Annotated in this window: 14 protein-coding genes, 1 tRNA gene and 1 pseudogene; 5 read left to right on the top strand and 11 right to left on the bottom strand. The window is 40.5% G+C overall.

From position 1 onward, the window contains the following. From FJR08_RS19145 to FJR08_RS19165, 5 genes and pseudogenes are all read right to left on the bottom strand, one after another. Positions 1 to 967 (bottom strand): annotated as a pseudogene (locus FJR08_RS19145) (restriction endonuclease); the annotation flags it as partial. A 390-nt stretch (positions 968 to 1,357) separates the two neighbouring features. After that, a complete protein-coding gene (locus tag FJR08_RS19150; protein ID WP_371415567.1) occupies positions 1,358 to 1,741 on the bottom strand; it encodes a type II toxin-antitoxin system YhaV family toxin in 384 nt (127 codons plus the stop codon). Between the two features lie 174 nt (positions 1,742 to 1,915). After that, positions 1,916 to 2,239 (bottom strand): hypothetical protein, encoded by a 324-nt coding sequence (locus tag FJR08_RS19155; RefSeq protein WP_168634232.1) that lies wholly within the window; start codon positions 2,237 to 2,239, stop codon positions 1,916 to 1,918. Positions 2,240 to 2,586: 347 nt separating this feature from the next. Beyond that, positions 2,587 to 5,736, bottom strand: a complete 3,150-nt coding sequence (drmD, locus tag FJR08_RS19160; protein ID WP_168634233.1) for a DISARM system SNF2-like helicase DrmD — start codon at positions 5,734 to 5,736, stop codon at positions 2,587 to 2,589. A gap of 132 nt (positions 5,737 to 5,868) precedes the next feature. Beyond that, positions 5,869 to 6,063 (bottom strand): hypothetical protein, encoded by a 195-nt coding sequence (locus FJR08_RS19165; RefSeq protein ID WP_323294530.1) that lies wholly within the window; start codon positions 6,061 to 6,063, stop codon positions 5,869 to 5,871. 399 nt (positions 6,064 to 6,462) lie between these two features. Here FJR08_RS19165 and FJR08_RS19170 point away from each other — a divergent pair, with 399 nt between their 5' ends. The 3 genes from FJR08_RS19170 (at position 6,463) to bchL (ending at position 10,599) form a co-directional block, all read left to right on the top strand. Further along, positions 6,463 to 7,755: a ferredoxin:protochlorophyllide reductase (ATP-dependent) subunit N gene (locus FJR08_RS19170; protein ID WP_168634234.1), complete on the top strand. Its 1,293-nt coding sequence runs from the start codon at positions 6,463 to 6,465 to the stop codon at positions 7,753 to 7,755. 170 nt (positions 7,756 to 7,925) lie between these two features. After that, entirely contained in the window at positions 7,926 to 9,623 is a 1,698-nt protein-coding gene (gene bchB, locus FJR08_RS19175; RefSeq protein ID WP_168634235.1) for a ferredoxin:protochlorophyllide reductase (ATP-dependent) subunit B, read from the top strand. A 73-nt stretch (positions 9,624 to 9,696) separates the two neighbouring features. Beyond that, positions 9,697 to 10,599, top strand: a complete 903-nt coding sequence (gene bchL, locus FJR08_RS19180) for a ferredoxin:protochlorophyllide reductase (ATP-dependent) iron-sulfur ATP-binding protein (RefSeq protein WP_015079916.1) — start codon at positions 9,697 to 9,699, stop codon at positions 10,597 to 10,599. A 331-nt stretch (positions 10,600 to 10,930) separates the two neighbouring features. Here bchL and FJR08_RS23785 read toward each other — a convergent pair whose 3' ends face one another. From FJR08_RS23785 to FJR08_RS19200, 5 genes are all read right to left on the bottom strand, one after another. Further along, entirely contained in the window at positions 10,931 to 12,073 is a 1,143-nt protein-coding gene (locus FJR08_RS23785) for a P-loop NTPase fold protein (protein ID WP_254435802.1), read from the bottom strand. 116 nt (positions 12,074 to 12,189) lie between these two features. Next, positions 12,190 to 13,764, bottom strand: coding sequence for a P-loop NTPase fold protein (locus tag FJR08_RS23790; RefSeq protein ID WP_254435803.1), 1,575 nt, complete (start codon positions 13,762 to 13,764; stop codon positions 12,190 to 12,192). 235 nt (positions 13,765 to 13,999) lie between these two features. Beyond that, positions 14,000 to 14,072 (bottom strand) — tRNA-Ala (locus FJR08_RS19190). A 45-nt stretch (positions 14,073 to 14,117) separates the two neighbouring features. Continuing rightward, complete coding sequence (locus tag FJR08_RS19195) at positions 14,118 to 14,846, bottom strand: HAD family phosphatase (RefSeq protein ID WP_168634236.1); 729 nt, start codon at positions 14,844 to 14,846, stop codon at positions 14,118 to 14,120. A gap of 631 nt (positions 14,847 to 15,477) precedes the next feature. After that, positions 15,478 to 16,938 (bottom strand): S-layer homology domain-containing protein, encoded by a 1,461-nt coding sequence (locus FJR08_RS19200; RefSeq protein ID WP_168634237.1) that lies wholly within the window; start codon positions 16,936 to 16,938, stop codon positions 15,478 to 15,480. 687 nt (positions 16,939 to 17,625) lie between these two features. On the opposite strand from FJR08_RS19200, the gene FJR08_RS19205 reads away from it, so the two are divergent. Further along, positions 17,626 to 18,522: an alpha/beta fold hydrolase gene (locus FJR08_RS19205; protein WP_168634238.1), complete on the top strand. Its 897-nt coding sequence runs from the start codon at positions 17,626 to 17,628 to the stop codon at positions 18,520 to 18,522. Positions 18,523 to 18,725: 203 nt separating this feature from the next. On the opposite strand, the gene FJR08_RS19215 is transcribed toward FJR08_RS19205, so the two are convergent. Continuing rightward, positions 18,726 to 19,481 carry a Uma2 family endonuclease gene (locus FJR08_RS19215; protein WP_015079911.1) on the bottom strand — a complete coding sequence of 252 codons (756 nt, stop codon included), beginning with the start codon at positions 19,479 to 19,481 and terminating at the stop codon, positions 18,726 to 18,728. A gap of 165 nt (positions 19,482 to 19,646) precedes the next feature. Between FJR08_RS19215 and uvrA the strand changes: the two genes are divergently transcribed. After that, on the top strand, positions 19,647 to 22,589 hold the full coding sequence (gene uvrA, locus FJR08_RS19220; RefSeq protein WP_168634239.1) for an excinuclease ABC subunit UvrA: 2,943 nt from the start codon (positions 19,647 to 19,649) through the stop codon (positions 22,587 to 22,589). The last annotated feature ends 64 nt before the right edge of the window (positions 22,590 to 22,653 follow it).

Below are 22,653 nucleotides of genomic sequence, written 5' to 3' on the forward strand. Positions count from 1 at the left end.
GTAACTGTTCCCGAATCGTCGAAACCGCATAATACAGATCATAAATCGGGTCGCCCAACAATAGCAAACCCCGTTCCTCTGCGGAAAACAGAAACACCAACCGCATCATTATAGTTAAAGCCGCTTGATAAAGTTGAGTTTCGGAAATTCCTGTTAATAAAGTCCGATTTCTATCTTGGTCTATGCGGTCTAAAGCCTGTACCAACACCTCCACAGCCTTACGGACTTGATACCCCAGTTGGTCTGTAACTTCCTGTTGGTCTGTGAGACTATCAGCTAAAAGTTGTTCTAAAATTTGCGAATTATCAACACTAAAAAAGCGGTAAGCACTCAACAAACTTTTAAAAGCCCGCAAAGTGATATGTTCTTCTAACCACAGACTCCCATACCAAGAAATATAACCAGCAGTTTCTCCCCTGGGTGCATTAACTAACATCCAATGTTCGCCATTTGTCACCAACCCCAACCGCACATTACAAGCGTGTAACAATTCCATCATTCTAGTTGCAGGACTAGCTTTCCAACGCTTATCAGCTAAGGGTTTTTCTAAACTTTGGTTTGCGGGGACTATCTGCACCAATAACCGGACTTTCCCCTCACCTCCTTTTCCCCCCAGAGGTGCAGGTTCAACTACCACCCAGTCAGGACGTAAAGTTTCACCATGTTGGGCAATATTAGCATAAAGACCTGTGGGGATACTTTGCCCTTTTAATAGCACTTCATCAGGTAATTCTAAAGTCTGTTGTAAAACAAAATTCACCCAAGCGCGATGAATTGCTACCTCTGGTTTCACACCATTTTGATTATCTTGCCATTCTTGATAAGCTAACCGTAACATTTTTAAATGTTCTGGATCATGGGCATCCAAACCAGTGGGAAAAGCCTTTAAAAGTACGGGTAAACTCAGAAACGGACCAGAAGCTTCAACTAAAGATAACCATTCAGCGTGATGACGGGCGGTAGACATAATTGGGGAATGGGGAATAATTTGTCAGAATCAGGATATCCAGGATTTAAGGATGTACAGGATGGGATAACAATTGAAAATTAATTATCTGTTAAAAATCCGTGTTTATCGGCGTTTATCCGCGTTCAATCATCTATTATTTATAGATAGTATTTTGTCAGAATCAGGATATCCAGGATTTAAGGATTTTCAGGATGTTTTTGATAAATTGTCTGTGAATAGTTGACATTATAAAATACTTTTACCTTAATAGTCAACTCATTATAATAGCCAGGGAATAAATTCCCTGTCTAAAAGCTAAAGTCGGTTAAAACCGACTATTTTTATGAGAAATTTTCTTATTTATTGTCTAAACATGGCTAACGCCACGCTACGCTATCAGACAATTCCCTATTTAAAATTATCTAAATTAGCTTCATTCATATATTCAATCATAAATTGATCCACATTTTCAGGAAAATCACTATTTTCAACTTTTTTAGTAAACACTTGGTAACAATCTTTTTTATCCCCTTCCTTACGCGGAAAACCTAACCACAGAATAATAATTATCTTTTGTTCTTTAAAAACCCTAAAAAACAATCTATATCTTTCTGGTAGTCCCATTTTTTTGAGACGACCATACTTTTGTAAAGGTTTTTGTAAAATGAAATATGACGCAAAAGGGTCTTGGGTAATTTTTTCTTTAATGCCAATATTTAACGCTTTTAATAATTTCGCGTCTGGATGTTTGATAAATTCCTCTTTGGGTAATTCATCTTTTAATTTTTTCACCTTATCACGCAATTCTATCCATTAGACCTCTCCGAAAATGAATGTAGAGACGTTCTATAGAACGTCTCTACAAGGGTTTCAAACCACGCACATTTAATTACCGGAGATGTCTATTGGGTACTAAATAATGGGTCAAAAAATATCTGCCACCCATTACAAGTAAATGCAACTTCCCTATTCCCCAATTTCTACATCTGCTAGTAAATCATCTATTTCTTCGCTCATTTCCTGGGTGTACATAACCAATTTATCAGGATTTTTCATAGCATCTTGCATGAGAAAATCTAAAAATAAACTTAACATCACACTTTCATCTTCATCATCATTATTAGTATCATCCGTATCTAATTTTACTAACAATGTGTTATCAGATAATACCTGTAAATAACCTGAAGCATTAGCTAAATGGGGATAATCTTTAAAAAAAGATTGCGGGAGACGAAACCCATTTTGATTACCAATTTTTGCAGGATTAATAGGATAAATTTTATCAGCCATAATGTTTTTATGTAACTGGTTTTTCCCAAGTATATATTTTTATTATAACATAAGTTATAACTTATTTATAATTCTTAACAATCACATCCTGAAAATCCTTAAATCCTGGTTATCCTGATATGGCTAACGCCACGCTATCAGACAAATAACAAATATCAAACACCACCCAGAAAATATCCAAATAACATCCTGTAAATCCTTAAATCCTGGACATCCTGTTCGCGCAGCGTGGCGTTAGCCATTTCAGATAAAAAAATCAAAAACACCCCATGAAAAAACCTAAAATTACATCCTGTAAATCCTCAAATCCTGGACATCCTGATTCTGACAAAATTAATCCCAATTCCCTATTTCGCTAATTTCTGCGGAACTAAATAAATAACCGCTAACGGAAATAGTCTAGGTGTCGGATTTGTAAACCGCGCTTTCACTGCTGCAACCTCCCTTTCAACTTCTGCGGGAATTTGTGCCAATCTCACCTTTAAACTATTAACATTACGCTCAAACTGTTCTTTTTCTGCCGTATTAAACAATTCCAACTGCTTAATCTCTGGTTCATTTAATTCTTGTTCAATACTCCTTTGTAATTCTGTTAAAATAGCAGTAATATCCGCCGCTTCTTTTTCCGCCCGATTGCTTAAATCGCGCTGCAAACTCTTAGCCCTATCTTGCATTCGCACTTGCAAAGATTGCATTAATAAATCTGCATGACTATTCCATAAACTCCCTAAAGTCTTTCTGATCTTTTCCGGTGCTAAATCTGGTAAAACTGCCGATAAAGCTGCTTGAATTTGCATTACACCCATGCGGTTAAACTTACCTTCCTTTAATAAACCACCCGCCGTAATTACTTCTTCATGTAATCGCTGTTGGTCACTTCCTAAAATTACCAATCTCCCATAAGCAATTACCGCCGGTGTCTCTAAAACTGAATTAGAAACTAATCGCGCCGTCACGCGATTTAATGATTTTTTTCCCTCTTTTGACCACACTTCCGCCCTTAACAAACGTAAACACATTTGCACCAACCGATGATTCAAATGCGCCAATACTACATCATCTCGACCGTGGGATAATTCAGGGTCAAAAACAATAGGACGAATTACTTTTGTATGGGGATGTGCTAACCCTTCACTACAAGCTGCCCAACTACTTTTCAAAGGTGGTAAATAAAAAGCTTTTCCGGTTACTTCTGCTAAATTAGCCTCAATTAACGCTGGTTGTTCTGCTAATTCCAACCCAATCTTTACCACTGCTTCAATATTATTTGGTGTCAGTCGTAAATGTTGACGAGTTTCATTTAATTGTTCTCGTAATTTTTCAATTTGTTCCCGGACTTGACGCTCAAATTTTAACATCCGGCGGACAGGTTCTGATTCCTTTTCTGCTACTGTTGTATCTAAAATAGTCCGTTTTCCCATCATTGCTTCTTCTACTTGGGCAGCAATAACTGGGCCAACTTTTCCCAAATCTTCCCGAATATTATTAACCTTTAAAGCCGCCCGCATGAGAAATTCTAAATCCCCTTCTAGTTCTCCCGGTTTAATTCCTTGGGTGCTATTTTGCTGATAATCTTTACCGACAAAGTGATAAATTAATACTTCTGAAGCCTTTTGTCCATGTCTATCTATCCGCCCATTTCTTTGTTCCATGCGGTTAGGATTCCAAGGGATTTCATAATGAATTAACCGCGAACAAAAGTTTTGTAAATCTAAACCTTCACTGGCTGCATCTGTAGCTAATAAAATTCGCACTGGGGAAATATCAGGATGAGCTTGAAATGCCGCTTTTACCTGTTCTCTGTCGTCTGATTTCATCCCCCCATATAGAGTCATTAACCTTTCTTCCTGGACTAATCCTTGTGCCGCTAAGAGGTTATATAACCATTTTTGTGTGGCTCGATATTCTGTGAAAATAATGACTCTTTCATTAGACCATTTTCCATCTGGTTTAATATAAGTATGAATCCAGTTGAGGAGTTCTTTGGCTTTAGCATCAGCTAATCTCGCTGCTGTTTCTGCCCATTGCAACATTTGGGTTAATAAACTTTGTTCTTCAGGATTTAATTCTCTAAATAACCGAGTTGTATGAGTAATTGCTTCATCTGTAGATTCTTCATAAACATCATCATCAGCAAAATCTTCTTCAATTTCTTGTAACTGTCGCCGCAAAATTCCTTCACTGGGTCGAGATAAACTAGATGCTGTGCGACGACGGGCAGTAGTTAATGATTGTTGGTGTTGTTCTAAGGTACTAGCAAAAGCTGCTGGTGAAGAAAATAGGCGTTTTTTTAAGAGTTTTAACACAAATTCAGTGGCATATTTTTCTGTATTATCTGCCACGCCCTTGCAGCGTAATTCTGTATATCTTTTTAAGGCAGCGTGGGCTTGACGTTCTGCGGCTGGATAATCTACAGAAATGGCTGCTAATTGGCGTTTAGGAAATAGTGGTGAACCATCCCAATTTTGCATTTCCTGTTTTAACCTGCGTACCATCACCACCTGTAATTGTTTCCTGTCTGGTGTTACCCCCCGTGCAAACCGTTGAGAATCGAGTAATTCTAATAAAGCGGTAAAACTTTCGGGGTAGCCGTTATGGGGTGTGGCAGTCAAAAATAACTTATGTTCAAAGTGGGGGACTAATAGCCGAATAGCAGCCGTTCTCATGGAATCTACGGCATATTTGCCCCCACCAGAGGGGGCAACGTTATGGGCTTCATCAACGATTAATAAATCAAACCTGCGGGGGTAGAGAGATTCCCCTTCACCTGGTAATATTTCTCCCAACAGACGTAAAGGGCGATCGCGTTTCAAAAAATCTATGGAAGTAATTAACCGGGGAAAATGTTGCCAAGGGTTTACATGAATACCCCGTTTCCTTCGCAGTTCTTTCATTAATGCACTGTCAACAATGCGAAAATCTAAACCAAATTTATCCCGCATCTGTTCTTGCCATTGCACTTGTAGCGAAGATGGACAAACTATGACAATCCGATGGCAACGATGACGAATAATTAATTCTTGGGCTACTAAACCAGCTTCTATGGTTTTACCTAAACCCACATCATCAGCAATTAATAAGTTAACACGGGGCATTTGAATTGCCCGTACTACCGGATCTAATTGATAATCTTCAATATCTATACCACTGCGAAAAGGTGACTGCACAGTGCGAATATCAGCCGTTGAAGCTGCACCCCATCGTACTGCATCGAGAAAAGCATCTAACCGTTCTGGTGAGTCAAAACCTTTGGGTTGGGGTAATTCCATTTTTTCATAAATATGCGCCCCCACTTCCAATTCCCATATAACCTGTAGTTCTTCTCCCAAACCATCATCTTCTACAGAAGAGAGTTTGACCAAATGCTGGGTTTTTGTCACTCCACCCAACACGGGGTTAGTGGGTAAGCTGGTATGATGAACATCACTGACAACATATTGACGCGATCGCACATTCACCAGTTGACCTTGTTCGGGAATAGCTCTAACTACGGTCATAAGTAATTCAAGATAAAATGAGTCTGGTGTTTAGCCTGTTGGTAATTTAGCATTTAAATACACATCATATGAAATCCACTCCAACGCATGACTTTCACTCGTCCAACTTTCGGGTCTTCCACTTCTAAAGTTTCAGTTGCCTCGGGCCAAGTCTCCGTCCTTTAGTAACTGCTTAATCTCACTTAAAGATAGATTTTCATGAATAACTTTATCTAGTAGTTCCCTACGTTCATCTTCATCTTTAACTTTAGCGATCGCCCTAGCTTTGGTGGATTCTCGTTGACCCTGCCGCAAGGTTTCCAAGACATCATCGGGTAAATTCAACAATGGCAAACGACTAGTACCGCAGGGCGGAAGTCAAAAGTCATTACATATCTTGATTTCGATTAAAGAACAAACCATCAAATTAAAAACTATTGGGCTGACGATTATTAGCTTGTATTCCCTAAATATATTTACTCATTGTCGCCTCAAAAGAAATTGCAGATCCTTATACTCCTGTAAACCTTTGCAACTTTTTGCCCCATCTCTAGGTTTTAGTCAATATAGTAAAGACAACTAACTTATCGATCGCCATGCGATTCCTAGGTCGCGCTAGTTCCCTCCGGGACGCAATGCGAACGCTATCGCGCATTTCCGCAACCATGACATGACTCAGCCCTGCAAAACTTAGGGCGGTCATAAAAACGAAACATTAGGGATTTAAGCCCCAAAGGAGAGCAAAACATGGCTCTAGAGCCTTGCACGGAAGTTCCTGTTCAAACATATAGTCCCAAAGCTATCGCTGATATCCCCGTACTCAAAGAACGAGGACAGAGAGAAGTATTTTGTGGCTTGACAGGTATTGTCTGGCTGCACCGCAAAATGCAGGATGCTTTTTTTCTGGTGGTGGGATCGCGTACCTGCGCCCATTTGATCCAATCTGCGGCTGGCGTAATGATTTTTGCGGAGCCAAGATTTGGTACAGCCATTCTCGGTGAACGGGATTTGGCAGGACTCGCTGATGCTAATGACGAATTAGACCGTGTTGTTGATCAGTTACTAGAGCGCCGCCCTGACATTGGGACATTATTTTTAGTGGGATCATGTCCCTCTGAAGTAATTAAGCTCGATCTTGCCAAAGCTGCGGAACGACTCAACCAGAGATTTTTTCCTAAAGTTCGGATTCTTAATTATTCAGGTAGTGGCATCGAAACCACCTTTACCCAAGGCGAAGATGCCTGTTTGGGATCGATGGTTCCCGTACTGCCCCGCAGCGATGAGCCAAGCCTGATGATAGTTGGTAGCCTCGCAGATGTCGTAGAAGACCAGTTCCAAAGACTTTTTGACAAAATGGGGATGGGTCCGGTTTATTTCTTCCCGCCGCGCCGTGCTGCTGATTTGCCCCCCATCGGCAAGGGTACAAAATTATTATTAGCCCAACCATTTTTAAGCGATACCGTGCGATCGCTGATTTCGCTTGGTGGGACATTATTACCATCGCCTTATCCCTTTGGGATCGAAGGGACGACTGCTTGGTTAAAAACCGCCGCCGATGCTTTCAATGTTGATAACGATAAATTTGAACAGGCCATCGCCCCCGCCGCTAGTCGTGGCAAAGTTGCGCTAGATCGCTATCGTCAAGCCCTGACAGGTCGCAAGGCTTTCCTATTTCCCGACTCACAATTAGAAATACCTTTAGCCCGTTTCTTATCGAGAGAATGTGGCATGGAGCTAGTCGAAGTTGGCACACCTTATATCGATCGCCTATTGATGGACAGCGAAATTAACCTGTTGCCAGTTGGGACAGCTTTATCAGAAGGTCAGGATGTGGAAAAGCAACTCGATCGCTGTCGTGGGGCGAAACCCGATATCACAGTCTGTGGGCTTGGCCTAGCCAATCCTCTCGAAGCTGAAGGGATGGCTACAAAATGGTCAATCGAGTTGGTATTTTCACCGATTCACGGTTACGACCAAGCCGCCGATTTAGCCGAGTTGTTTGCGCGTCCGCTTGAGAGACGTAGAAGATTAACAGTCTAAGAAATAGAGCGCGAAGCACTCTATATTCTTATTGATTTTTTTATATTGACATATACTAACCACGGCTAAAATATGGACTTTTAGAGAATCACAAAAACCCTAGATGTGCAGGGGTTTAGCACTACTAAACCCTATAGAATCAAATAATTAAACCGTGTTCAGTATAACCTATGGAACTAACTCTCTGGACTTACGAAGGTCCTCCCCATGTCGGGGCTATGCGAATCGCGACAGCTATGGAAGGAGTGCATTATGTGCTTCATGCGCCCCAGGGCGACACCTATGCTGACTTACTATTTACGATGATCGAAAGACGCGATCGCCGGCCGCCTGTCACCTATACGACTTTTCAGGCTCGCGATCTTGGCGGTGACACTGCCGAAATGGTTAAGACTTCGGTTCGCGACGCTTACGATCGCTTTAAGCCCCAAGTAATGCTAGTTGGTGAAAGCTGTACTGCCGAACTGATTCAAGATCAACCAGGCTCATTAGCAAAGAGCATGGGATTGCCGATCCCCGTCGTGAGTTTGGAATTACCTGCCTATTCCAAAAAGGAAAATTGGGGCGCTAGTGAAACGCTGTATCACCTAGTCCGCACTTTACTCCTGCCCGTTGTTCCGCCACCGAATACACCAAGACCTAAACGCGATCCCCAGATTCGTCCTCAAGCGAACATCATTGGTCCCACAGCGCTAGGATTTCGTTGTCGTGACGATATTCGCGAAGTCGTGAAGTTACTTGCTGAGATCGGCGTAGATGTGAATGTGATCGCCCCGATGGGATCGACTCCCGATGACTTGAAGCGGATTCCTGATGCGGATTTTAATATTTGCCTCTATCCCGAAATTGCCCTGACAACTTGTACTTGGCTCACCCGTAGTTTCGGACAGCCTGTGATCAAGACCGTTCCCATTGGTGTCAGTGCAACCCGTGATTTCATTGCCGAAATTGGCAAGGTTGCGGACATTGATGTGAGTGACGCTCTAGCACGATCGCAGTCTGACACGTTGGGAAACTGGGATGCAGCGCGTATTTCTACTGCCGCTAATCCTAACGCTTCTCGACTTCCTTGGTATTCGCGATCAGTTGACTCTACCTATTTAACAGGTAAGCGCGTTTTCATCTTTGGTGATGCCACCCACGCTCTCGCCGCCGCCAGAATCGCTACGGAAGAATTAGGCTTTACCCTTGTCGGGCTTGGAACCTATAGCCGTGAATTTGCGCGGGAAGTCCGCGAAGTTGCCAAGAAACATGGACTCGAAGCCGTGATTAGTGATGACTATTTAGCTGTCGAAGCCAAGGTTGCCGAAGCTGCTCCAGAACTAGTGCTTGGCACTCAGATGGAACGACATATTGCCAAACGCTTGGGTATCCCTTGCGCGGTAATTTCTGCACCGATTCACGTTCAAGATGTGCCTGCGCGTTACTCACCCCAAATGGGTTGGGAAGGTGCGAATGTGATTTTTGATAGCTGGGTACATCCCTTGATGATGGGTCTGGAAGAACATTTAATTGGTATGTTCAAGGAAGATTTCGAGTTTGCCGAAGGTCACATGAGCCATCTGCATACTGCCCCATCGCAAGAATCACGCGCCCTAGAGTCCAGATCTCCCGAACAGGCGATCGCCTCTATCAGTAATCTCACCAATACTCTCTCCAATAATTCCGATCAAGTTATTCTCACGCCCCTAGCGGAAGCCCTTGAAGGAGTCTCTTGGAGTGCGGACGGTGAAGCCGAGCTAAAGAAAATCCCCTTCTTTGTCCGCGGCAAAATCAAGCGCAATACCGAGAAATTTGCCAGCGATCGCGGGATCACCTCGATTACTTCAGAAACTCTCTACGAAGCAAAAGCAGCGATCGGCAAGTAAAACCCTCACCCCCCAGCCCCCTCTCCCATAGGGAGAGGGGGAGCAAAAAAATTATTGATATTAGGAGTCTATTTTGGCAGTTTTAACATCACATCCACCATCAGTTACCAAATGCGAAGAATCAGAAGGTAGCGTTCAGGTATTCCAAGATCCATCAATGGTAATTGAAGGTGCTTTAGTTATCGCCGTTTATGGCAAAGGCGGTATCGGTAAATCGACAACATCCTCCAATCTATCCGCAGCATTCTCGCACCTCGGTAAACGAGTATTGCAAATTGGTTGCGATCCTAAGCATGACAGCACCTTTACACTCACCAAAAGAATGGTTCCCACGGTCATCGATGTTCTCGAAACCGTTGACTTCCATTCCGAAGAGTTGCAAACCGATGACTTCATGTTTGAAGGTTATAACGGCGTAATGTGTATTGAAGCTGGTGGACCTCCCGCAGGTACTGGCTGTGGTGGCTATGTTACAGGTCAAACCGTGAAGCTGCTCAAAGAACATCACTTGCTCGAAGACACCGATGTTGTGATTTTCGATGTACTTGGCGACGTGGTTTGTGGTGGCTTTGCGGCTCCTTTGCAACATGCTCATTACTGCTTGATCGTTACTGCTAACGATTTTGACTCGATCTTCGCCATGAATCGCATTGTCGCCGCCATCCAATCGAAGGCGAAAAACTATCGCGTTCGCCTCGGTGGCATCATCGCTAACCGTAGCGAAGGAACTGATCAAATTGACAAATTTAACGATCGCGTTGGCTTGAAAACCTTGGCGCATTTCCGCACCGTTGACGCAATTCGCCGCAGTCGTTTGAAAAAATGTACTGTGTTTGAAATGGAGCCTGATCCTGAGGTTCTGGAAGTACAGCAAGAATATCTCAAGCTGGCGAAAGGGATGCTTGAAGATGCGACACCCTTGTATGCTCAACCCCTCAAGGATCGCGAAATTTTTGATCTACTAGGTTTTGACTAATCATCAAAAAACTCACTAAGCGAAGGCTTTTTGATTTGGAATTTAACGAAAAAATGCAGGCGTAATCCATGAATTGCACCTGCATTTTTTGTGTCATACTTAACTAAAAGCCACTATAGTAGCGACTTGAACGCGCCATTGCCGCAATTTTCGATTAAACTATTAATCAATTGCTATACAGCACTTCCCGGTGTTATGAGGTACATATCTAGCGGGCAAGATGCCCGCACTACAAGAGTTTCATGATTCAACTTTGTACCTCATAAGAGCGGAAACCGCTGTATGATGTTTTTTCTCACGCAGAGACGCAGAGAGGAATTAAGAGTTTGGTTTAAGGATTTTGAAATCCATATTGTTTTTGACGGTCTTCAAATCTATATTCACGGTTGTAGTTATCATCTGGATCATAGCCAATATCGCCAACAAAGCAGAAGGAAACAGCTAAGTTAAAGGTTCTTTTTTCAAATACAAATTCTTTTTCTGGTGGCATTTTACGAAAGTCGTTTTTAAACTTTTTCCATTCTCTTTGGTTATGTCTATCCATAAATATATCTAAATTCTGTAAGTGATTCAGACATTCATCTTTGGGTATTTTGATTGTATCTTCATCGTTTTCTTCAAACTTTAAATAAATCTCTTCTAATAATTTCCGCATTTCTTTGGGATATCTTCCAGCTAAAGCGAGAAACGCAATTAATGTTTGTTTGTATTCTTTTTTTGGTTCTTGTTTCCATGTTTTGTCATTGGCTGCTGGAGTCCAGATAATTTTAATGACTTTGCAAATATTAACCAGTCGCTTTGCGGTTCTGGGAGTTAAATCAACGTGCTGACAACATTCTGATATCCACTCGAACTCCTCGGAAGTGAATTTCTGACAATCAACTAACGAGGTTGGATTTTCAGAATTTGGGCTTTTTTCACCATCATTTTCTTTGTTATTATTTTCTTTAGTTCTGGGTTCAGAAATTTTATCAGAATAAGTATAGACTTCCCTATGTCCTTTTTCAGAATAATCCTCCCACATAGTTATTTTTTCTTTTTGAGGTTGATCTTTTTGAGGTTGATATTCAATATCTATCAAAGAACTTAAATATTTTCCTGTCACATCTTTGTTAATGGGTCGCATTCTGTAGGGAATTTGGATAATTTTCTCCAAATAATCAACACCGGAAGGAGTACCACCACGTTTTAAAACTCCTCTATAAACTTGTTCTAAAGCACGACCAATATAACGGTCATCTATTGCTAAGACAATGATAAAAATATTCGTATTTAACAATAGTTGTACTGCTTCTAAAACTTGAACAACTTTATCAGGAGGACAACGATCTAAATCATCTATATATAAAACTATTCTCGCTGGTCCTCTGGGGAAATATTTTTTAAGAACTTCGAGTTTGTCGGGATTTGTATGTGCTGGTATATAGGTTAAATGTTCTGATAAATCTTTCAAATCATTTTGAACTTGGTTCATTAATCCCAGTCGTTTTTTATAAGAATCATCCTCTAATCTGTTATTGACAAAATCTAATAAAGATGGATATTGATAGCTTAACCCAACACGCTGTTTCTGTTCCTCAATTTTTACTTTTATTGATTCAATATTCTGCTGGTTTTTATCTTTAAATTTTGTAATTCTTCTTGTTGTTCTTTTCTAACTAGGCTAAAAATACCCCAAAGGGTATTCCCATTAACATTTTTTCCTCTTAACTTCTTAAATACTTCCTGAAAGTTAGACTCTAATGCCTTTCTATCACTACCACTCATCTGATTGAGGACACCCCAAATATCACCTCCTGCTAAATCATTTTCTCCAACATCTCTTAACTGCTGTTCTAACGTTAATTGTCGGTCAAGTTGCTCAAAAATAGTCTGCATTAAACTTGCCCACAAATCAGATTTAGCATAACTCCAGGCGTTAAATTTAATTTGATAAACATGACCAACATAAAGAGAAAGATCCTTTTCTTTTCCCGGTTCACCCCACGTTTGTTTTCCATTTAGTTGTTGACAACGAATTTTGGTAATTTGTTTTTCTATCAGGTGCATTCCAAAGGATTTTCCGCTACCCCAACTGCCTAAAATTGCCACCGCTAAAGGAGGTTCAAGACTTCGCAACATTAACACATCAGCTAAAGATTCTAGTTCCTTGGTTACATCTAGAGAGTCTTCACCAGTTGCTTTATCATTACTAAAAGCTTGGGAAATACGATGAATATTTAACCCCTGCCAACGCCAAACTTTGATACCATCTGTACTAGCACTGATGATGTAGTCTTCCAACGGATCAAAGGCAACAGAATAAACCGGGCTTTTATGTTTTCCGATAATTATTTGCCGCTTGCGCTGGGGGTCGGAAATATCCCACAACCGCACTGTATTGTCACTACTACCACTTACAATCATGCTACCGTCGGGACTAAACGCTACTGACCTGACATCATCTGCATCACCCAGGAAAGGTTGACCGATAGCTTTTCCAGTTTTGACATCCCATAACCTCACTTTGCGTTCCCAACTGCTACTGATAATCATGCTACCGTCGGGACTAAACGCTACTGACCTGATATAATTTTCATGACCAAGGAAAGGTTGACCGATAGCTTCTCCAGTTTCAACATCCCATAACCTCACCTTGTTGTCACGACCACCACTGACAACCTTACCACCGTCGGGACTAAAAGCTACTGACTTGACAAAATCTTCATGAAACCAGGAAGGTCTATCTATAGCTTGTCCAGTTGTGACATTCCATAACTTCACTCTGGTATCATCACCACCACTGACAACCATACTGCCATCGTGATTAAAGGCTACTGACTTGACATAATTTCCATGAAACCAGGAAGGTCTATCTATAGCTGTTATAGCTGTTTCACTGGTGACATCCCATAACCGTACTTTTCTGTCACTACCACCACTAACTAGCATACTGCCGTCGTGATTAAAAGCTAATGACCAAATCTCAAATAGATGAACATTACAACTTAACAACCTTGTCCCAGTTAGTAAATTCCAAATCTCAATAGTGCCATCTTCTAAACCCACAGCAACGCGTTTCCGTCCCTGGGGTGATATCGCTAATGTGTATACCGGACTCTTGAACTCAGCAAGGTGCTTTTCCGGTTCTGGGGTTGTTGATTCTATGTCTTGGGGTGCTTCCATGCCAGTAGTGTTACCAGTCGCGTGTGGATGTTACTGGTTTATACTATGTTGCTGTTTGGTTGTAAATAGTTTTATACGTTTGTTTACGTTTCTCTTTTTTATCCCCTGCCTCCTGCACCCCTAGGAACTGGGAGAATTTTGGAAAATCACCTTTGGAAACCAATCTTTATCTACCGGAAATGCGAGTTACTGATTGACAATTAATTTGGCAACGCGGACAATTACTTAATACAAATGGAGAATAGGAGACTCGAACCCCTGACCTCTGCGGTGCGATCGCAGCACTCTACCAACTGAGCTAATTCCCCTTATTCGTGCTTATAAGTTAACAACTCTGATAAACATATTATATTCTAACACTCAGGAACGACAGATTGCACATCTTTTTCTAAAAAAACTTCCTGTACTCGCTGTAAATCCAAATCAATCAGATAATCAATCGTCCAATTAGCTTGACGGTGTAGCATCTGGAAAGGGTAAGTATTCGCTACTCCCACTACTTGCATTTGGGCGCGTTTAGCTGCTTGGATACCTGCGGGGGTATTTTCAATCACTAAACACTCATCAGGTTCTAAGTTTAATTCTGGATATGTCTGATTTAGACGTTCAACCGCCAGCAAATAGCCTTCCGGGTTAGGTTTATCGCTGCTGATATCATCCCCCGACACAATTACAGGGAAGTATTCAGCTAATTTAGCAGATGTTAATACCATTTCAATTTCTAGGGATAAAGCATCACTGACTAACGCCATTTTGAGATGACGGGAACGAATCTGAAAAATTACATCTTCAATTCCCGAATACAAAGGCAATTTTTCCAGCTTCTCCAATTCCAACACATAAGCTTGAGCTTTGCGAGTGAGTAATTGAGCCATATAAGCTTCCGTCACCACCCTACCACGATTTTTCAGCAGGTTTTGCAGATAAGCGCGATGACTTATCCCTAAAAAGTCTTCACGTTCTTTTACCCGTTGAGGTTGAAGATTTTCCTGTACAAGGATCTCATCTATCAGTTGGATATGGATTGATCCATCTTTAATAATGACACCATTAAAATTAAATAAAACTGCCTTTAAACTCATAGTGCAAACTGGAAACAATCCTCCAGATGATTATTTATCAGAGTAAATTACCGGAATACATTTAAGATTAACCCATTTTTGAAGATATACAAGAGTCAGATCCCCGACTTCTTGAAGAAGTCGGGGATCTTGTTGTCATAGCTTCACAGAGCAATCAATTATGTAGTATTGTTGTAACACAAATAGATTCAAGATAAAAGTTTTGTCCAAAAACTCCAGATGATTGGCGTTTTTACTAAATTCAACTTAACGTAAAACCCATAGCCCGCCTGGGAATGATAGCGTAGCGTGGCGTAAGCCATATTCCCAGTCTCATAGCAAAAGTTGTCTTTTGATGACTAAATAGGGCTTGCTGAAAAAGTCTTTTCGTGAGGGCTAGGAGTCACCGAGTCAGGAGTCACCGAGTCAGGAGGAAGAATTAGAAGGAGAGAAGAATAGTCTCAAATTTCAGAAAGTGATAGGTTTTTAATGGTTTCAATCCTTATTCCTTGCACCTAATTCACTTTTTTAACCGGGAAACTCTTAATCTATCTAGGTTTTCGGTTTATTCAGCCAGCCCTAAATAACCCAGAAATTTTTGACGCTATCATTTCTGGGCGGGTGTGGAAGCAAATAGATTTATTTGCCCAATTTATTTTGCAGGTAAATCTGCGACTTCTCCAGCGCTCACCATTGCCCGATACAATAAAGCAGAAACATCGGCTCTAGTGGCAACTTTTTTAGGATTTAGTAATTTTTTATTAGGATAATTAGTAATTACATTATTTTCTGTTAAAGCGGCGATAAAATTACGATGTTCACTTCTAATACTAGAAGCATCACTATAAACTGAAAGGATATTTTCTGTTGAACCAGTAAATTTATAATTCAATCCTTTGGCTAAAGTTATTAAAACATCTAGACGACTCAGCTTTTGTGTGGGGTTAAAGTTTTTGCTGTTGAGAATAGTAAAAAAGCCCATTTCATAAGCTTCTCGAATGGCATCATAAGCCCAATATCGCTTAGGAACATCTTTGAAATTAATTGCTTCTCGAACTTTACTTTTAATAAAGACTTTTTGCAAAAGGGCAGCTAATTCGGCACGAGTTACTGGTGCATTCGGACGAAAAGAATCATCAGGAAATCCGCCAATTACTTCCATTGCAGCCAATTCAGAAATATATTCCCTAGCCCAATAGTTTTTGGAGATATCAGAAAATGAGACTTGAATACCCTTAGCTACGCCGATTTTCCGATATTCACTTAATAATTTGCCCAGTTCAAAACTGGAGTTGTCCTGAATTGGAGTCAACTTTACCAAACTACCAGGATTAGCTGTTAAAGCTTTTGCTAAGTTAGAATCAAAGGCATTTATAGATTTACCTACTACAGCAAAATCACCTTCGCTAAAGGAGGTAGGATAAGTACCAGTGGTGGCAACTTTAGCAAATCCAGCGGCTTGATATTGGACAATGTTAATCTTTTCCGAACTACTCAGAAAAGTAACTTTTTGGTTATTAACTTCCGTGAAATAATCGTAGGCATTGGTATTATCAACAATGCTATCATTATTGACATCAAAACCATAAAAGGTGCGGACTACTTTGTTTTCTGTGGGATTAGCCGATAAAATCAAGTTAACCGCAGTATTTTCCGGTAAACAAACAAATTCACTGTAACCAATAAAGCGATTTGTGTTATCATATAAACGGACAACAATGCGATCGCCTAATTTAAATCCTTTAACAAACTTAGCTTTTTGCTTAATCTTATATTTATAATCACCTAAAAACCTTTCTTGGCGATATTTATTGCCATATTTACTCTTAATAGAAATCCGGGCAATTACTTCTTTGATTGTCCCCCCAGGTTGCCATATATAAAGCGTGAAAGCTGATTTCTTCTCTGGTGAAAAACTCGTATTAACGGGAATATCAATTGCTTCACCTTCAGATTGACCCACTAAAAGTTGCGTTTGTGGAGAATTACCTAATTTTGATGCAACTGGGGAAGAAAGTCTTGATACTGCTAATGCAGAAGATATTGGCGATAATGCGACAACAGAAACGGCTGTAACAACCAGTTTACTCCAACTTAAGTTAATGGGATTCATAAGGATATCCGGTAAGTGGGAAACGAGCGTGGCTTGGCTCCCTGAGAGGAAAGCGACACGGGCGGTTTTAACCGCTTTGAATCTTTTTTCATTACCGCCTTGGAGTTGAGAAATTCGGGGTACTTTTGTGATGTACTTTCAACGGGACAATTACCGATTCAAATTTCCAACTCTGTACGCATAATGTTTTGCTCCGAAGAGCCTCCCTTTCGGGGTGATGTTAGCTTCGTCAATGTTTTAAGAGCTTTTTAGGCTTGCAACACTGTTTCAGTGACCTTGAAACTGTTTAATCACAAGCGACAGAGCAGGGAACTAGCTACGCATTCCAGGGTGTCGTGACTCAAAAAACGTAGTCAGTTAAGACTTAGACTGGTCAGTACAGCTTGCAATTTCTTACAAGCTCAGTCCCTCTTTAGGACTGAGTTACTGACAGTATTTTATCTCACACCTGGCCAATGGACTAATATTCTCTAGATCAAAAATTTCGATGCTAGTGAACTGTACTGGTAACACAGGGCATTTTATATTACTTTTGTCAGATAGGGAAGAGGCAAGTGATAATTGACAATTGATAACTGATAATAATGGGTAGGGGTTTAGCTTTTGCTTTACCCCTACCTATAGAATCAAACAATTAAGTCATTTTGACTATAATATAAATAAATAATAATTTAGGAATCTTCACAAATGACAACTACAATCCAGGATTTGCAGACATTAGAAAAACAGGTTTGGACTTGGCGAGATTACAAAATTCAATATACTGTGATGGGTACAGGTCAGCCTTTGGTGCTAATTCACGGTTTTGGCGCTTCTATTGGTCACTGGCGCAAAAATATCCCGATTCTAGCTGCTGCTGGTTATCAGGTGTTTGCTTTAGATTTGCTGGGTTTTGGTGGTTCTGATAAAGCAACTATAGATTATAGCATGGAAGTGTGGGCAGAATTATTAAAGGATTTTTGCCATGCACATATTCAAACACCAGCAATATTTATTGGTAATTCTATTGGCGCTCTTTTAAGTTTAATTGTTTTAACAGAATCTCCAGAAATTGCGGCTGGAGGCGTGTTAATTAACTCTGCTGGTGGTTTGAGTCACCGTCCCCATGAATTAAATCCAATTTTGCGAGTTGTAATGGCAACTTTTAACAAGTTGGTGGCTAACCCAGTGACAGGTAAATTCGTTTTTAACCGGATTCGGCAAAAATCACAAATTCGCCGGACTTTATATCAAGTATATAGCGATCGCACTGCGGTGACAGATGAACTTGTAGATTTACTTTATAACCCATCTTGTGACCCCGGAGCGCAACAAGTTTTTGCTTCTATTCTCACTGCACCTCCCGGTCCAGGTCCAGAGGAATTATTACCCAAGTTAGAATTTCCCTTATTAGTAATTTGGGGTGCAGAAGATCCTTGGACACCAATTACGGGAGCGAATATCTATGAAGCAGCGCGAGAAAATGGTCAAGATATTAAAGTTGTTCCTATTCCCGGCGCTGGTCATTGTCCCCATGATGAAGTTCCAGATATTGTGAATAGTGAAATTATTGATTGGTTAGGACAGGTAATGGGTAATGGGTAATGGGTAATGGGTAATGGGTAATTGGTAATTGGTAAAAGGTAAGGGTTTTACCTTTGCTATTACCTCATTTATCATTTTGATTAGGTATATCGAAAATTAGATCATTCTTGCGTGCATAAACATTGATATTAGTATCACAAAACTTACAATTATAGTCTGTTTCATCTCCTCTCACATAGTTTAATTTATTACAAGCAGGACATTTAATCTGTGTATGATAATTGCTGAATACTTACTTCCTCAACTGATAAACTCAAAGCAGTGGCTATTTGTTCCACGCTCAAACCCATTTCTAATAATTTGGGTATGGCATTTTTTCTGGCTTGTTCTGCTTGTTCAGCCCGTTGTCTTTCTTGTTCAGCCCGTTGTCTTTCTTGTTCAGCCCGTTGAGCAATTTCCGCGTAAGTTAAAAATGGATTACCATTAGGATGATAAAGCTGTAAAGTCTCCTCGCCCAACAGAAACCGAATTTTTAGCCGGGGACTAATAAAGTCTGTAATTTTGGTAATAATATCCAAACCATCTTCAGCCCTTAACCAACCTTGTAAATTATTTTTGTCAGGATCATAGATATAATATTCTTCTACACCATAACGGTCATAGAAAAGTAATTTTTTCTCCATTTCCGCTCTCGTATTACTAGGAGAAATAATTTCAAAGACGATTTGGGGAGGAATACCTGCTTCCTTCCATTGCATATAGGAAAGTCTATCGCCTTTTGGTCTACCCAATACTACGAAAACATCAGGAGCATTAACGATGGTATTTTTGCCTTCAACTGGATACCAAAATAAATCTCCAGCGACAAATACATTGGGGTTATCAGCAAACAGCCAATCTAAATTTTGTTGAATTTCTACAAGAATGCGAAACTGAATCGTATTGTTTGCCACCGGTTGTCCGTCACAATCTGGGTAAATGACCTCTGGCTGGGCTGGTGCTGCGATTTGTGAAACCATAACTCTATCCTCAGCAAGATTTTTTCTAATTATCTACCAAATCAAGGAAATATCAAGTGATATCCTGGGTAGGAAATTAAGATGATTGATACTTTACTATAACCTGAACAAAGATAGTATTATTAAGGATTGTTTCACTGTGTAACCTTTCCTTAGCCTGTCAATATGTCAGAAAATCTAGCTGCTTCTTTAAACGATGTGCTTCCAACCGCTCACAATAGCCAGAATACTATCCGCATTCGGGGCGCTAGGCAGCATAATCTGAAAAATATTGATTTGGAATTACCCCGCGATCGCTTGATTGTCTTTACTGGCGTTTCTGGTTCGGGTAAGTCTTCTTTAGCCTTCGATACCATTTTCGCTGAAGGTCAACGCCGTTATGTCGAATCCCTCAGCGCCTATGCTCGACAATTTCTAGGACAGTTGGATAAACCCGACGTTGAAGCAATTGAAGGTTTAAGTCCGGCAATTTCCATTGACCAAAAATCAACTTCCCATAATCCCCGTTCGACGGTGGGGACAGTCACGGAAATTTATGATTATCTGCGCTTGTTATATGGTCGCGCTGGTGAACCCCATTGTCCCATGTGCGATCGCTCTATTGCCCCTCAGACCATTGACCAGATGTGCGATCGCATCATGGAACTTCCCGACCGTACCCGCTTCCAAATTCTAGCCCCTGTAGTCCGGGGGAAAAAGGGAACTCACCGCAAATTAATTTCCGGTTTAGCCGCGCAAGGATTTGTCCGCATTAGGGTAAATGGAGAGGTGCGAGAGCTATCAGATTCCATCGAGTTAGACAAAAATAACACACATACTATAGAACTGGTTATTGACAGATTAGTTAAAAAAGATGGTATTCAAGAGCGTTTGGTGGATTCTCTAGCAACCTGTCTTAAGCAATCTAACGGAATCGCCACAATTGAGGTATTAAAAGACACATCGGATAAGATAGCGCTGGAGCGGTCTGATAGTAAGTATATAGCAACTGAGGCAGAAAATCAAGGTATTTCCGCACAAGAATTACCCACAGAAATGGTGTTTTCGGAAAACTTTGCTTGTCCCGAACATGGTGCGGTAATGGAAGAATTATCCCCCCGATTGTTTTCTTTTAATTCCCCTTATGGTGCTTGTCCCCATTGTCATGGGATTGGGACTTTAAGAAGATTTTCCCCGGAGTTGGTTGTACCTAATCCAGATTCGCCCATGTATGCAGCGATCGCTCCTTGGTCAGAAAAGGAAAACTCCTATTATTTGGAGTTGTTATATGCTGTGGGGTTGAATTATGGCTTTGAGTTACAAACTCAATGGGGGAAGTTGACACCGGAACAGCAAAAAGTTGTTTTGTATGGGGAAGAGAAACGAACCACAGAGGCGCAGAGGTCGCAGAGTTTTAAGGGTGTAATTCCCATTTTACAAAGACAGTATGAAGGGGGAACGGAGTTAGTTAAACAGAAATTAGAAGAATATTTAATTGACCAACCCTGCGAAGTTTGCGGTGGGAAAAGATTAAAACCGGAAGCCTTAGCTGTGAAGTTAGGACAATATGGAATTTTAGATTTTACCAGTGTTTCCATTCGAGAATGTCGGGAAAGAATCGAAAAATTAAAATTGAGTACTAGACAAACTCAAATAGCTGATTTAGTTCTCAGAGAAGTTAAAGCCAGATTACAATTTTTATTAGATGTTGGCTTAGATTATCTCACCTTAGATCGTCCCGCTATGACATTATCAGGTGGAGAAGCCCAACGCATTCGATTAGCCACACAAATCGGTTCAGGACTAACAGGAGTTCTTTACGTTTTAGATGAACCAAGTATTGGGTTACATCAAAGAGATAACGGAAAATTACTCAAAACATTAACCAAATTACGCGACTTAGGAAATACCTTAATAGTTGTGGAACATGATGAAGAAACTATCCGCGCTGCTAACTATATAGTTGATATTGGTCCCGGTGCAGGAATTCATGGGGGAAATATTATTTCCCAAGGCAGTTTTGAGGATTTACTCAACGCAGAAGCATCTTTAACTGGTGCTTACCTATCAGGAAGAAGAGTGATCACTACCCCAGCCAAAAGAAGAGAAGGAAATGGCCGCGCCTTAACTATTAGAAATGCCCATCGTAACAACTTACAAAATATAGATGTAGAAATTCCCTTGGGAAAACTTGTCTCCGTTACAGGTGTTTCTGGTTCAGGAAAATCTACCTTAATTAACGAATTACTTTATCCAGCCTTACAACATCATTTACTGAAAAAAGCTCCCGCACCCAAAGACATGGATGAAATCAAGGGTTTAAACTGCGTTGATAAAGCCATTGTCATTGACCAATCACCCATTGGGAGAACTCCCCGTTCTAACCCTGCAACTTACACCGGAGTTTTCGATATTATTCGTGATGTTTTTTCCCAAACTGTTGAAGCTAAAACCAGAGGTTATAAACCTGGACAATTTTCTTTTAATGTTAAAGGTGGACGGTGTGAAGCTTGTAGTGGACAAGGTGTAAATGTCATCGAAATGAATTTTCTCCCTGACGTTTATGTGCAATGTGAAATTTGCAAAGGTGCGAGATATAACCGGGAAACTCTCCAAGTTAAATATAAGGATAAATCAATTTCTGATGTTTTGAATATGACGGTTGAAGAAGCATTAGATTTCTGTCAAAATATTCCCAAAGCCCTAACTAGATTACAAACTTTATTTGATGTTGGTTTGGGTTATGTGCAATTAGGACAACCAGCCACAACTTTATCTGGTGGAGAAGCCCAACGGGTGAAATTAGCCACGGAATTATCTCGACGCGCGACTGGGAAAACACTTTATTTAATAGATGAACCAACTACAGGTTTATCTTTTTATGATGTTCACAAATTGTTGGACGTTTTACAAAGATTGGTAGATAAGGGAAATTCAATTTTAGTGATTGAACATAATTTAGATGTCATTCGTTGTTCTGATTGGGTGATAGATTTGGGACCTGAAGGTGGAGATAAGGGCGGAGAACTGATTGCTGCGGGAACGCCTGAAGAAGTGGCAAAAAATCCTCGTTCTTATACTGGTCAATATTTACAGCAGGTGTTGGCGCAATATCCAGCAGTTATCTAAACTATGATTTTTTTGATTAATTTGATTTTTGTGATTAATTAATTATCTAAACTATGATTTGTGT

The organism is Dolichospermum sp. UHCC 0260 (genome assembly GCF_009711985.1).
GTDB classification, from domain to species: Bacteria; Cyanobacteriota; Cyanobacteriia; order Cyanobacteriales; family Nostocaceae; genus Dolichospermum; species Dolichospermum lemmermannii.